The sequence below is a fragment of the Rubritalea profundi genome, from assembly GCF_002954445.1.
Classification (GTDB): domain Bacteria; phylum Verrucomicrobiota; class Verrucomicrobiia; order Verrucomicrobiales; family Akkermansiaceae; genus Rubritalea; species Rubritalea profundi.
This window is the reverse complement of record NZ_MQWA01000001.1, coordinates 1-12,997: the sequence shown is the minus strand read 5'-3', so window position 1 is coordinate 12,997 and position 12,997 is coordinate 1. Positions and strand designations below refer to the sequence as shown.

Here is a 12,997-nt window from a genome sequence, read left to right as displayed (position 1 = left end):
TCTAGCTAACTATTATCGATTAACGATTAACTAAAGTAGGCGACGCCTGCTTTAAACAGTGGCTGGTGCTTGTTGCCTGCGATGTTCTTGGCTACGTCTTGGCCGCGACGCTCTGTGTGGCCCATCTTGCCAAAGACCCGTCCACATGGCGATGTGATGCCTTCGACGGCGAAGAGTGAGCCGTTCGGGTTGTGGGCGATGTCCATTGACGGTGCGCCGGCTAGGTCCGTGTATTGGGTAGCAATCTGGCCATTTGCAGCGAGCTGCTTGATCTCTTCCTCAGTGGCGTAGAACTTGCCTTCGCCGTGTGAGAATGGGATGCTGTGCAGATCACCGACCTGCGTGTTAGCGAGCCAAGGTGACTTGTTGGATGCAATGCGTGTTGTTGCGTAGCAAGCGATGTGGCGGCCGATGTCGTTGAATGTGAGTGTCGGTGCGCCTGCCTGTGGGTCTTGAATTTCACCGTAAGGCACGAGTCCAGTTTTGATGAGAGCCTGGAAGCCGTTACAAATACCGAGCACGAGTCCTTCGCGGTTCTTGATGAGGTCCATCACTGCGTCGCGAACCATTGGGTTGCGCAGCACAGTTGCGATGAACTTGCCTGAACCGTCGGGCTCATCACCAGCGGAGAATCCACCAGGAAGCATGAGGATCTGAGATTCGTTAATCTGCTTAGCTAGTGCTGCGAGTGACGCGTTCACTTGATCTGAAGTGATGTTGCGGAACACTTCGATGTGCGCATCTCCACCCGCTTCGTTGAACATCTTAGCTGAATCGTATTCAGAGTTTGTTCCAGGGAAACATGGGATGATTACCTTTGGGCGAGCCGTAGAAGAGCCTTCTAGGCTCTTTGTTCTATGTGATGAAGTGCTCTTAGGTGATTCGCCTAAGAGGCTGGAAGCTTCTTCTACGTAGCTGAATGTCTCTAGTTCGCTGTGAGCCACAGTAGTGTTGGACGGGTAAGTGCTTTCAAGCGTTCTAGTCCAAGCTGCGATGAGTGTGTCGATATCGAGAGTTTCACCAGCAACAGTGATGTTCTGAGCTGCTGTTGTCTGACCGATTTTCTCTGCGTTGAGTTCAGCTGGGAGTGTTGCTCCAGCTTTGACTTCGAGGATGAAGTTGAAGTAACCTTCAGTGAAGAGTGCGTCTTCAGCGAGTGTGAGTTCTGCGCCGATCTTGTTACCGAAGGACATCTTGGAAATGCCGACTGCGAGACCGCCTTCTGCGAGGGTGTGCATTGCGTTGATGTCGCCAGCTTCGTTAGCAGCGTACAGCGCTTTAGCAATTTCCATCAGCTTTTTGAAGTCTGGAAGGTGATTTTCGTCACGTGGAGTTGTCACGAGGTAGAGGTCGCTGCCAGCTTCTTTGAATTCAGGAGAAACTGCGAGAGTTGTCTTACCAGGAGCCACTGCGAAGGAAACGAGTGTCGGTGGAACGTCGATTTCATTGAACGAACCGGACATCGAGTCCTTGCCGCCGATGGCAGCGAGGCGAAGCTCGTTCTGCACGGTGAAAGCACCGAGCAGAGCTGCGAATGGCTTGCCCCATCGTGCTGGATCAGTGCCGAGCTTTTCGAAGTATTCCTGAAGTGTGAGGCGAACGTCGCTGAGACGACCACCTGCGGAAACAATACGACAGACTGACTCAGTAACCGCGTAAACTGCGCCGTGGTATGGTGACCAGCTAGCGATGTTAGGATTGAAGCCCCATGACATGTAAGAACAAGTCGTGGTGTTGCCAGCAATGAGTGGGATTTTAGCCACCATTGAGTCAGTGGGAGTGAGTTGGTACTTACCGCCGAATGGGCTGAGAACCGTGCCAGCACCGACTGAGCTATCGAACTGCTCGCCGAGACCTTTTTGACCACATGAGTTGAGGTCAGAAAGTGCTGTTGTAAATTTAGATTCCAGATCTGAGCAATTAGAAGAAAGGAGAGAAGCCATCGGCTTGCCTAAAGGAGTCTCAGTTGTAGGTGCGTTGACTTGGAGGTCAGCGCTGAGAGTCACACCATTGGTGTCGAGGAATGCGCGGGAAAAATCCACGATTTTCTTGCCGCGCCATGTAATGACGAGTCGGCCAGAGTCAGTAACGTCTGCTACTTTAACGCACTCGAGGTTTTCCTTGTCGCACTCAGCGAGGAAGTAATCGATCTCGGATGGGTCGACGCAGATTGCCATACGTTCCTGTGACTCGGAAATTGCGAGCTCAGTGCCGTCGAGGCCGTCGTACTTCTTCTTCACGGAATCGAGGTTGATCACCAGTGAAGGAGCGATTTCGCCGATAGCGACAGAAACTCCGCCAGCACCAAAGTCGTTACAAATCTTGATTTTCTTAGTCAGCTCACCATTACGGAAGAGACGCTGCACCTTGCGTTCAGTAGGAGCATTTCCTTTCTGAACTTCAGCTGAGTTGTCGAGGGCTGTGTCTGTGTGCTCCTTAGAGGAACCAGTAGCTCCACCAACACCGTCGCGGCCAGTGCGACCACCGATGAGGAGGATTACGTCGCCAGCAGCTGGTGAGCCGCGGAAGACGTTTTCTTTAGGTGCTGCTGCCACCACCGCACCGATTTCCATGCGCTTGGCAACGTAGTTCGGGTGGTACACTTCAGCTACCTGACCAGTCGCGAGACCGATTTGGTTGCCGTAGGATGAATAGCCGTCAGCTGCGCCCTTACAGATCTTACGCTGTGGCAGCTTGCCTGCCATTGTGTCAGCGAATGGTGTGCGTGGGTCCGCAGCACCAGTTACGCGCATTGCCTGATAGACGTAGGAACGGCCAGAAAGTGGGTCACGAATACAACCACCAAGACAAGTCGCCGCGCCACCGAATGGCTCGATCTCAGTTGGGTGGTTGTGTGTCTCGTTTTTGAACATGAGCAGCCACTCTTGATCGACGCCATCGACGTCGACTGGAATGACGATAGAAGCTGCGTTGATTTCCTCGGAAACCTCCACGTTGTCGAGTTCGCCTGTCTTGCGAAGCTCTTTCATGCCCATCAGAGCGATGTCCATTAAGCACTCAGGGCGAGAGTCGATCTTTGCACCGTAGACTTCTTCACGAGTCTCTTGGTATTTGACGTAAGCAGCTTTGATCATTTCTGTGCCGTCAGCGAAAGTAACTTCGTTGAGCTTAGTGGCGAAAGTCGTGTGGCGGCAGTGATCAGACCAATAGGTGTCGAGCATCTTGATCTCTGTGATGCTCGGGTTGCGGCCTTCTTCGTCGCGGAAATAACGCTGTGTGAAGATGAAGTCCTGCGCGCTCATCGCTAGTCCTAGCTCGTTGCGCTTGGCTGTGAGTTCTTCGTCAGAGGATGTGATGAACCACTCGAGGATCTCTACGTCTGCTGGAGTGGTGATTTCCTGAGCAAGTGACTCGGGAGCTTCCATCGATGCTTCGCGTGAATCAACGGCATTGATCACGTAACCTTTGATCGCGACAAGTTGCTCAGCGGAGATGCAGCCCTTGAGAATGATGACGCGGGCTGAAATCACGATTGGCTTGTCCTGCTGAGTAAGGATCTGCACACACTGCGCTGCGGAGTCTGCACGTTGGTCGAACTGACCAGGAAGGAACTCAACTGCGAAAGCTGTTTCGTCTGCTGCAACGCTGAGGTCAGCGGAAGCTGTTTCCACCTGTGGCTCGGAAAGGATCAGCTGGCTCGCTTGTGCGAAATCAGCATCGCTGAGGCCATCGATGTCATAGCGCTGAATCACGCGTACGCCTTCGAGGTTGGTGAGACTCAGATTTTCTCTGAGGTCGTGGAGCAACTCCTTAGCTGGAGAGTTGAACTCTGTTTGTTTTTCGACAAAAACGCGATGCATTGTGATGAGTGATGTTAAGTTCGTGAAATGGAAAATGTGTCACTTGGGAGTAGGGGATCAACGCTCTAAGAGCAAGTGAGATTTCTGACTATTTGAAGGGTTTCGAGCATTATTCTTTCACCCTTATCTAGCTCTGGCATGAGCTATATGTTAGATTGCTGTTGTCAACCCCTGTGGCTTGGTCTTATGGTAAGTCTATGCGTTGTTTTCTGATAATTTTAGCTCTCATTGGATCGTTCACTTTTCAGAGTATTTGTGCGGAAAAAAAACTCACAAATTACATGCAGAATAAATTAGCTCTAGAGCGTACCGTGAAAATGTATCTTGCCTTTGAGGCTCGACACGACGTGGAACCAGGTATCGAATCTGACTTGAACCTCCCAGAAAAAGCCAAGTTTCAAAAGTTTACAGGAGAATTCAAGGCTTGGGTCTACCCGATTGCTCTAGGTTTGGAGGTGAAAATTGGCTCGCCACAACGACGGATTGTAGTGATTGCTCCAGCTTCAGCTAATGGTCGGTACCTTATCGGTACGGATGACTTAGTCGTGAAGTCGTACACCAAGTCTGAACTTAAGCGAGTTTTCGAGGCGCTTGAGAAGCGGCGAGAGAAACTCTCAATGAAGCCGCTAGATTAGCCTTGGACTTTAGCAAAAAGTATAGAGCCAGATGCTACGATCAAGTGGAACATGCCAAAGGCTATGGACATGAAGAAGTTTGCCAAGTGAATCGGGTGAATAACTTCTTGCGTGCGCAAGCTTACCCAAAAGCAGGCGAGGCCTAGAGCTAGCATCAGAATGCCCAAAAAGCGTGCTGATTTTGTGGTGTAGAGCCGAATAGATAATAAAGCGACTCCATAGCTAGCAATCCAGAGCGATGCTGTAAGCGGTAAGAATCTGATGTCGTGAAAGCTCAGGGCTGTTCCAGTCACGAAACCCAGCAGCAGTGAGGGGAGGAGACTTCTAAAAACGTGTTTCAGTTGTGGTGTGTTGAGCTTGTGTCCATCGGCCTTGGCCTGCTTTCCCGCAAAAAATAGTGCTACGATGAGTGCGCAAAAGGCTGCAGAGATCCATGTCCATATCCAATCTCCAGCGCTGATCGGGTAGGTGTAGAGGTCGATGCCGCGTCCAGTTTTGAGGGTGATGCTGGTACCTAATACCAAAGACGCAATTCCAGTCATCAGCATAGTGGGGATCATGATGCCTCTGTGCTGCTTACTGCGGAGCATGAGTGACTCAATGATTTGAACGTGCTCAGGTAGTGTCTTTTGCTTAGCCATAATGCTTCCTGAAAGATAAAGAAAAAGCGCTTCGAGGGGAAGCCCGAAACGCTTTTTGAAATGGTGGAGTGCTTTCCCTTCTAGTCACGACCAGCGAGGGACATGAGAATCTGAATCACATACCAGAACAGGAGGGCTATTGAGGCAAAAAGACCGAGTGAAGCTGCGACATATTGCTCAGTTCCGTACTTGTGGATGATATTACTCGTGTCGCGTAGGATGGCTACGCTGGCGAAGATAGCCATTGCCGCGCTGAAGATGAGGCCTAGGTTGAAACCGAAAATCATGGAGGAAAATATCAAGCCTAGAGCAATAAAACCACCAATCATCAAAAAGCTATTGAGGAAGGAAAAGTCCTTCTTCGTTATAAAGGCTATCGCTGTGACCCCTACAGTGAGAGCGGCGGTTATTATTCCAGCCTGACCAATGAGTGCGGTGCTTCCAGTGATAGCGATAGCCATATAGAGTAGGGGAATAAATATGATAGCTTGCGCTACGACATAAAGTCCTAGTCCTGCATATTGCATAGCGAGTGATGTGTTGCTAGTTGCCCATTTATTTGCAAGCCAAGAAATTCCCATGAATCCGATGAGAATCATCCACCAATTTCCCATCATCGGTTGCACAAGGTTGAGCATGGTCTGAGATCTCAGGAAAAAATATTCGAGGATCGCGAAAAGCCCGATGGCTCCACCGAGGTGAGCATAGGTCTTCTTGATGAAAGTGGCGCGAACGTCAGCTGGCTGAGCTGCTACGGTGTATGGAGAGGCGTATGAAGTAGATTCTAACATTGTTATATTGGTTCGCTGTAATCTAGCGCGACAATTGAAAATATCAAGTAATCTTGAGAGAAGAATAAGGGGGCAGTCAGTTTTGAGTCGAATTGAGAAAAAGAATGCCGACCGCGATGACTGAAAGGCCTCCGAGTAGAGTGAAGCTTGGGCCACGTAGGGTTCGGTCCTTCCTTGTAAAAACACAGCGAGTCCACGAAAGAAGCTTTTAGCGCACAGTGCTTGCCGTCATAGAACGATCAAGATCGTGAAAGTCGTACGCGTGTTCCTTATTTTGCTTAAAGGTGAGCGAGGTCCAGCTGATGCGGAGAACTAAAATTCCAGTAATAATACCACTTAGTGTTTCAAAAGAGGTTGATGCTGGAGTGATTTCTTTAGAAATCAAGGCTCGACGAAGGAGCGATGTGAGCATCGTAACTGAGGAGAAACGCCGAATCATATGGAAAGCGCCCAGCCACTCAATTCTGCCGCGAAGCGAACATTCTAGAACCTAAAAAACAACATCTGTCTCTTTTGAAATGCTAAGTGGTACAGGTAGACCAATGCCGCAGATGAGGCGGGTGTCAGGGTGCATGGTCTAGCGTTTGGTGAGAGCCGAACGGTAGCGCATGATGCCTTCTGCTATTCCCATTGCCACGTTGAATTGGTAACTAGATGAGTGGATGAGACGCGCCTCGGTCGGGTGGCTCAGGAAGCCGCCTTCTATCAGGATCGCGGGGTGCTTCACGCTGGTGAGAACACTGTAGCGAGCGCGCTTGATGCCGCGGTCAGGGATGCTGGCCGAGCGGGTGCGCTGGAGTGTGCGTCCGTGGATGGCGGTGGCCAATGCGATATTGGCAGAGTCTTGGTGGTTTCCATTGCGCTCTCTGTGGTCAGACGCTTTCACAGAGCGACCGTAATGGGCAATACCCACAGGTGAGAGGGTAAATGTCTCAATACCGCGGGCTTGACGGCGACCACCAGCGTTGAAGTGGATCGAGATGAAGATGGCATTTTGGTAGCGGTTGGCAAAGGCGACCCGCTGCTGAAGTGAGAGGTAGCGATCGCTCTCACGCGTCATGATCACGTTGTAGCTGTGACGCTTAAGGATATCGCGAACCAGTCTTCCGACGATAAGATTGTAGCCAGCCTCGGTACCGTATTGATTGACGGCTCCAGCATCTTTCCCGCCGTGGCCGGGATCCAGAATGACTGTGCGGAAATTTCCAGCGCCTCGAATGTAAGACGGGCGAAGAACGGGATCGATTAACTTTGAGAGATCAATCCGAGAGACAAGCAAGCGGCCAGAGTGCTCAACGACTGGATAGCTCAAAATGAACTTCACACTATTCATTATACATTCTTGGCTATTGGCCGAGATTTCCATTTTGACTGCCGTGTTTTCAAGAGTGGCTTTCCTGCCGGATCGGGTGAGAGTCTTGAAAGCGTAGAAGGACTTTAAGCTCCGCGCTGTCACGTATTGCTTGTCACGGATGTTCACAGTCTCCCACCCAGCCATCGCAGCATTAGCGAAAAGTAAGGAAAAAAGCAGGGTGGTGAGTAGTCGAAAGTGCTTGGTCATAAATGATCAATCGTAACAGTGAATGAAATTAGCTTTCGTCAATCTAGTGACATCTTTTAGCGATAGCAAACTCAAAGTTGGGGTTTGGTGGATATGTTGGGTCCTAAAATAAATAATTAGGATTTATTGATAGCTCGGCTTGTAATTCCCCGTTTTTTAACAACGATAGCAGACAGAGCAGGTGAAATGTGCTAAAGCTCAGAACAGATGGACGAGAAGCAACAAGATAAAGAGCGTGACGAAATGCTGAAACAGAGCTTTGCCAAGACGCGCAAAAGTTTGATAGCTCGACTCGATAACTGGGAAGATCAGAGGACTTGGGATGAATTTTATCAAACCTATTGGCGTTTGATTTATTCTGTTGCCATCAAGAGTGGCTTAAGGTCTGAAGAGGCATTTGATTGTGTGCAAGAAACGATTCTCTCCATCGCTAAGCAGTCTAAGAAAAAGCTGTATGATCCAGCTCAAGGTTCCTTCAAAACTTGGCTCATGAATATGACGCGTTGGAGGATCAATGATCAGTTCCGTAAACGTAAAAAGGACACTGCTACGATTGGTGGCGCTTACGATGATGATCGTAAGACTGCCATTATTGATCGAGTGGAAGACCCTAAAGGTGATGTGCTCGACCGCTTGTGGAAAGTGGAGTGGAAAAAGAACTTGGCTGACGCGGCTTTAGCGCGTGTGAAAGCACAAGTCTCACCCAAGCAATATCAGATTTTTGACTATTATGTAGTAAAGCAATGGGATGCCTCAAAAGTGCAGGATCATCTAGGTGTCAGTATGGCTCAAGTATACCTAGCCAAGCATAGAGTTGGCTCAGTGCTGAAGAAGGAGTTGGCTAAATTAGACCAAGATGACGACTAATCCCCGGCTAGAGATCCATATCCCTGATCACGAAGTTCTGCGCAAAATTGGCGGCGGTGCTTATGGTGAAGTGTGGCTGGCTCGTGGAGTGACTGGCGCATGGCGTGCTGTCAAAGTTGTCTGGCGCGAGGATTTCGATGACGAACGTGGCTTCGAGCGTGAATTTGACGGAATTCTCCAATATGAACCGCTTTCTAGGGATCACCCTGGATTGGTCAATATCCTCCACGTCGGACGGAGTAAAGAAGGACAAGAGATCTTCTATTACTACGTCATGGAGTTGGGAGATGACTATCACACAGGCGTTGAGATCAATGCCGTTGAGTATGAAGCCCGCACCCTACGTTCAGATTTAGTCACAGCCGATGGCACTCCATTGGATCTTGATTTTTGTTTAGATGTGGCACTGCGTCTAGCTAATGCATTGTCGTACCTCCATCAGCGCGGCCTAGCGCACCGTGATGTGAAGCCGTCGAATGTGATCTTTGTGGGGGGGAAGGCAAAATTGGCTGATATTGGACTAGTGGCACCACGCGATCAAAGGACATTTGTTGGCACCGAGGGGTTCGTTCCTCCTGAGGGGCCCGGCTCGGCGCAAGCTGATCTCTATAGTTTAGGGAAGGTACTCTACGAAATGATGACGGGTAAGGATCGTCTTCAATTTCCTGAGTTGCCAGATGAATTGCCTTCAGGGGATAAGCGAAAGGTTTGGTTGGAGATGAATCGTCTCATCTGCGATATCTGCGAGCCTAAGCAATCAAAACGTACTATCACCACCGCTGAAGAGCTTAGTGAGACCGTGAGTAGGCTGCAGCAGGGAAAGAAAATGCGCAAAAAGCGTGCTGCCTCGCTCTTTAAGAATACTCTCATATTGCTAGTGTTCGGTTTGTTGGCCAGCGCCGCATTCTATTGGGAAGCTTGGTCACGTATTCAGCCTATTTTCAGTTATTCGTCCGTGACTATTCCTATCGTCGATATTCCAGATCCAGTTCCAGATCCAGATCTCAGTCCAAAGAATGAAGTTTGTGCGATCAAGGTGATTACTAGCCCACCCTACGCGCAGGTCTCTGAGAATGGTGTATTGCTCTATGAGGTGACTCCTACGGAATTTCGCAATTTTGAGCCAGGCGATGTCGTAACCTATCGATTCGAGCTCGATGGCTATGGCGTTTTGGAAAAGACGTACACAGTCCCGGATCAAGAAATTTTTGTGGTCAATGAGCAACTCAGTGTCTTTCGACCACCACTAGAGGATGATGTCTGGACTGGTCCACTCGGAGTGGAGTATCAGCCACGCGACGGATTCCATATTTCTGGCTTTCTTCGCTCTAGCGATTTTAAGCAGTTTCTGCAAGATACCGGAAATAAGCATGCTGCTAAGTATATCCCATTCAGCGAGAGTGTGGATAGTATTGAGATAGCATTACTTACCGAAGTGCAGGCAGTAGCATACATAGTTTGGTTGGAAGCAAAGGCTCGAGACGAAGGACTGTTGGAGGAGGGGCAGATGATGGATTTTGTGCAGGTGCCAGATCTAGCTGCTACCGATTATACGGCTGTGGATCGCAATAAGGGAGTCTTGCCTACTCGGTCTGTGGTGAAAAAAATTGCCTATGCCTCGATCCTATTCAACTCGAACCCCGAGGGAGCGCGTATTTATGTTGATGAAGAATTCATAGGGACTACCCCGTTCCAATTAGAGCAGTTGCGTCCTAAGAAAATGCAGATCGAGCTTCGTGTCGATGGCTACCAAAAGCATAAGTATACTATCGATTTAGCTGACAATGAGGCATTTATTTTAAATGCAATTCTGAAAAAAAATAACGGGGTCATCTTTGGTGCTAAGTGGAAGAATAGTTTAGGCTTAACTATGGTGCCGATCCGTGACGGTCTGATGGCTTCGGAGTTCGAGACGCGCGTTAAGGATTATAATTTGTTCATGCAGGAAACAAAGCATAGACGTTTCCGTAGTCCAGGCTTCAGGCAGGAACCGAATCATCCCGTAGTTGGGGTCAATCGAGCAGACGCTATCGATTTCTGTAAATGGCTTACTGCTAGAGAGCGAGCATCGGCCACTATTAGTGAATCTCACCGATATAAGATTCCATCTGATCTTGAGTGGAGCGAGTTAGCTGGCTTCGAGGAGGCGCCTGAGCAATCGCCATCTGAGAGAGATCACCGCGCACAAAATGACCCAAGACTCTCGAACCTCTATTTTTGGGGGGCGGATTTTCCACCGAGTAATCTAGTCGCGAATCTCGCCGATGAAACAGCAGCCAAGGCTGTTGGAGTTTCCATGGACCGCACAGTTGAAGGCTACAATGATGGCTTTGAAAAAACCTCTCCAGTGGGAAGTTTTCCAGCAAGCGCCAACGGCCTTTATGATCTTTGTGGCAATGTGTATGAATGGGTAGATACAGACTATGAAGAGGGTACCGAACTCGCAGTTGTCCGCGGTGGTAGTTGGGCCACTTTCACGAAAAATCATCTCCGTGTATGGTCGCGCTTCCAGATGTCAAAGTCGTTTCGTGATAATCAATTCGGCTTCCGAATTATACTCGTAGATGAATCTCAAAAATCAGAATAATATGGTCGAAATTACAACGAGCTATGAAGGTCAACTCCGCTGCAAATCGACTCACGGTCCATCTGGGATGACATTAGAAACTGATGCGCCTGTCGATAATAATGGTAAGGGTGAGACATTCTCACCTACAGATCTCGTGGCCTCAGCGCTGGGTAGTTGCATGCTCACTATTATCGGTATTGTTGCTGAACGTCGCGAAATCCCTCTCGATGGGCTCACACTTAAAGTGCAAAAAATCATGTCTGATGATCAGCCTAGACGAATTTCAAAGTTGCCCGTATGTATTGAAATGCCCCTGCCTGCTGATTCTCCTTTGAAAGATCTCTTTATCAATGCCGCTCTCACGTGCCCAGTCCATCAGAGCCTTAGAGGGGACATTGAGATTCCGATTGATTGGGTTTGGCAAAATACCTAGAGCGGGGGCTCAGCCTGACGGAGCCACGAGTCAAGATGCGCGCCATCAAAATAGCACTAAATTCCCTCTTACTTCAGAATAACAGGTTTTACAAATAATCTGATAGATATTTAGTGGTCATGGTTTAGGCTATTAGCAATGAAATGTGCCGTAGTGAGAGAACTGGATAGCCTTGAGGCTTTCTTGAAACAGAAAGGTCAATTGCACTGTGCTGTAGTTCAGGGCCTGGACTTTACTGATGTTGAAATCAATTGGGACCGCTTAGATTTTCAAGGCGCAGTTTTCTTAGGATGTCATTTTCCCGTTGAGGTGACTGCTGACTTTTTACTCAACAAGGGCGCAGTTATTTTCCCTAATTTCCCCAGCCTTCCATACAACCCATACCGCAATCGCTTATATTCGCGAGAAGAGCTAATGAAGGGCTGGACGAAACAGCAAGATAGAAGTCTCGATAAGATGATCTATGATCACTTTGTCCAAAAGGGCAAGAGCAAGGCTGACATATTAGAGTCATTAGCTCAAAGGCTTCACGATCACGCTATTGATGATGGAGTGAGGGATCTACTCGGAGGCCGGATTGAAGAGGGCGGAAAGAAGAAAGTAGTCGGTGTCATGGGGGGGCATACCACAGGGCGAGATTCCGAGAGTTATGCAAAAGTTGTCAGAGTGGCCAGAAGTCTCAGTAGAAAAGGCTTCTTCGTTGCATCAGGAGGTGGGCCAGGCATTATGGAGGCTGCAAACCTTGGCGCTTGGATGGTAGATGCTTCGGATGAGATGGTGGATCAAGTATTAGATCTATTGAAGTCTACTCCACACTTCGCATTGGATGGTTATCAGAAGGCGGCTCTTTCAGTCCTAGACCTGATTCCGAAAGGTGGGTCCAGCCTCTCGGTGCCTACTTGGTTTTATGGGCATGAACCTAGTAATCTATTTAGCACGCATATAGCGAAGTACTTTTCTAACAGCATTCGGGAGGACGGTTTGCTGTCAATAGCGACTCATGGCGTGATTTATGCCCCTGGAAGTGCGGGTACCACCCAGGAGATCTTCATGGATGCGACTCAGAACCACTACCTAACCTATGATGAAATCAGTCCGATGGTATTTTTAGGTAAGCAGCGATACATTGAGGATACAATGCTATACCCCTGTCTAAAGCAATTGGCCGAAGGCCGAGAATATGGCGATTACCTATTTTGCACGGATGAGATAGATGAAGTGGTTTCCTTTATCGAAACCCATCCTCCTAAAAGGGGCTAATGCCATTTCCCCAGTTATATTGTCGGAATGATGGCTTTGTAGGTTTCATTTTAGCTGCAGAGCTGCATCGTTGAGGGGGGGGACTTGGGCTGATGCCTGCGGCGCTGGACAGAATTAACCTACGAAACTGGAGCTTTTCACGGCGATTTCCGGGAAACTATGATGTCTGATGTCGTTGGTCTGCGCTACCCATGAAAAATTCTGCCCAATTTTGTTAACTGGGTCTAAAAATCGCTTTCTTGCTGCCTTGTTTAAGAATCCTGGGATTCTGAACTTTCGCGACAATCTAATCGCTCAAATGCTATAAATGGTGGTGTAGATGGAGATTGCCGCAGTAAATTATTCACCCAATCCTTAGCATTTTCTAATGCTGCGCGCTATTTGTTGAAATGAATTCAAATGTCTAATTGTTGGTATTT

The 12,997-nt window shown here is 48.8% G+C and carries 10 protein-coding genes; 5 read left to right on the top strand and 5 right to left on the bottom strand.

Annotation, left to right across the window (positions count from 1 at the left end):
• Positions 1-26: 26 nt before the first annotated feature.
• Positions 27-3,821, bottom strand: a complete 3,795-nt coding sequence (locus BSZ32_RS00050) for a phosphoribosylformylglycinamidine synthase (RefSeq protein ID WP_105041537.1) — start codon at positions 3,819-3,821, stop codon at positions 27-29.
• Positions 3,822-4,102: 281 nt separating this feature from the next.
• Here BSZ32_RS00050 and BSZ32_RS00045 point away from each other — a divergent pair, with 281 nt between their 5' ends.
• Positions 4,103-4,456, top strand: a complete 354-nt coding sequence (locus tag BSZ32_RS00045; protein ID WP_129589505.1) for a hypothetical protein — start codon at positions 4,103-4,105, stop codon at positions 4,454-4,456.
• On the opposite strand, the gene BSZ32_RS00040 is transcribed toward BSZ32_RS00045, so the two are convergent.
• The 4 genes from BSZ32_RS00040 to BSZ32_RS00025 all read right to left on the bottom strand — a co-directional run bounded on the left by BSZ32_RS00040 (position 4,453) and on the right by BSZ32_RS00025 (position 7,449).
• A complete protein-coding gene (locus BSZ32_RS00040) occupies positions 4,453-5,097 on the bottom strand; it encodes a hypothetical protein (RefSeq protein ID WP_105041535.1) in 645 nt (214 codons plus the stop codon). The genes BSZ32_RS00045 and BSZ32_RS00040 overlap by 4 nt on opposite strands.
• A gap of 80 nt (positions 5,098-5,177) precedes the next feature.
• Positions 5,178-5,888, bottom strand: coding sequence for a Bax inhibitor-1/YccA family protein (locus tag BSZ32_RS00035; protein WP_105041534.1), 711 nt, complete (start codon positions 5,886-5,888; stop codon positions 5,178-5,180).
• 208 nt (positions 5,889-6,096) lie between these two features.
• Complete coding sequence (locus BSZ32_RS00030; RefSeq protein ID WP_129589504.1) at positions 6,097-6,300, bottom strand: hypothetical protein; 204 nt, start codon at positions 6,298-6,300, stop codon at positions 6,097-6,099.
• 165 nt (positions 6,301-6,465) lie between these two features.
• Positions 6,466-7,449 carry an N-acetylmuramoyl-L-alanine amidase family protein gene (locus BSZ32_RS00025; RefSeq protein WP_105041532.1) on the bottom strand — a complete coding sequence of 328 codons (984 nt, stop codon included), beginning with the start codon at positions 7,447-7,449 and terminating at the stop codon, positions 6,466-6,468.
• Between the two features lie 207 nt (positions 7,450-7,656).
• On the opposite strand from BSZ32_RS00025, the gene BSZ32_RS00020 reads away from it, so the two are divergent.
• From BSZ32_RS00020 to BSZ32_RS00005, 4 genes are all read left to right on the top strand, one after another.
• Positions 7,657-8,316 (top strand): sigma-70 family RNA polymerase sigma factor, encoded by a 660-nt coding sequence (locus tag BSZ32_RS00020; RefSeq protein ID WP_105041531.1) that lies wholly within the window; start codon positions 7,657-7,659, stop codon positions 8,314-8,316.
• Complete coding sequence (locus BSZ32_RS00015; RefSeq protein ID WP_105041530.1) at positions 8,306-10,903, top strand: SUMF1/EgtB/PvdO family nonheme iron enzyme; 2,598 nt, start codon at positions 8,306-8,308, stop codon at positions 10,901-10,903. Before BSZ32_RS00020 ends, BSZ32_RS00015 begins: the two co-directional genes overlap by 11 nt.
• 1 nt (position 10,904) lies before the next feature.
• A complete protein-coding gene (locus BSZ32_RS00010) occupies positions 10,905-11,318 on the top strand; it encodes an OsmC family protein (protein ID WP_105041529.1) in 414 nt (137 codons plus the stop codon).
• A gap of 138 nt (positions 11,319-11,456) precedes the next feature.
• Entirely contained in the window at positions 11,457-12,578 is a 1,122-nt protein-coding gene (locus tag BSZ32_RS00005; RefSeq protein ID WP_105041528.1) for an LOG family protein, read from the top strand.
• Positions 12,579-12,997: the final 419 nt, after the last annotated feature.

Coding starts and splice junctions, on each gene's coding strand:
- BSZ32_RS00050 (WP_105041537.1), bottom strand. CDS start 3,821: ATGCATCGCGTTTTTGTCGAAAAACAAACAGAGTTCAACTCTCCAGCT.
- BSZ32_RS00045 (WP_129589505.1), top strand. CDS start 4,103: ATGCAGAATAAATTAGCTCTAGAGCGTACCGTGAAAATGTATCTTGCC.
- BSZ32_RS00040 (WP_105041535.1), bottom strand. CDS start 5,097: ATGGCTAAGCAAAAGACACTACCTGAGCACGTTCAAATCATTGAGTCA.
- BSZ32_RS00035 (WP_105041534.1), bottom strand. CDS start 5,888: ATGTTAGAATCTACTTCATACGCCTCTCCATACACCGTAGCAGCTCAG.
- BSZ32_RS00030 (WP_129589504.1), bottom strand. CDS start 6,300: ATGCTCACATCGCTCCTTCGTCGAGCCTTGATTTCTAAAGAAATCACT.
- BSZ32_RS00025 (WP_105041532.1), bottom strand. CDS start 7,449: ATGACCAAGCACTTTCGACTACTCACCACCCTGCTTTTTTCCTTACTT.
- BSZ32_RS00020 (WP_105041531.1), top strand. CDS start 7,657: ATGGACGAGAAGCAACAAGATAAAGAGCGTGACGAAATGCTGAAACAG.
- BSZ32_RS00015 (WP_105041530.1), top strand. CDS start 8,306: ATGACGACTAATCCCCGGCTAGAGATCCATATCCCTGATCACGAAGTT.
- BSZ32_RS00010 (WP_105041529.1), top strand. CDS start 10,905: ATGGTCGAAATTACAACGAGCTATGAAGGTCAACTCCGCTGCAAATCG.
- BSZ32_RS00005 (WP_105041528.1), top strand. CDS start 11,457: ATGAAATGTGCCGTAGTGAGAGAACTGGATAGCCTTGAGGCTTTCTTG.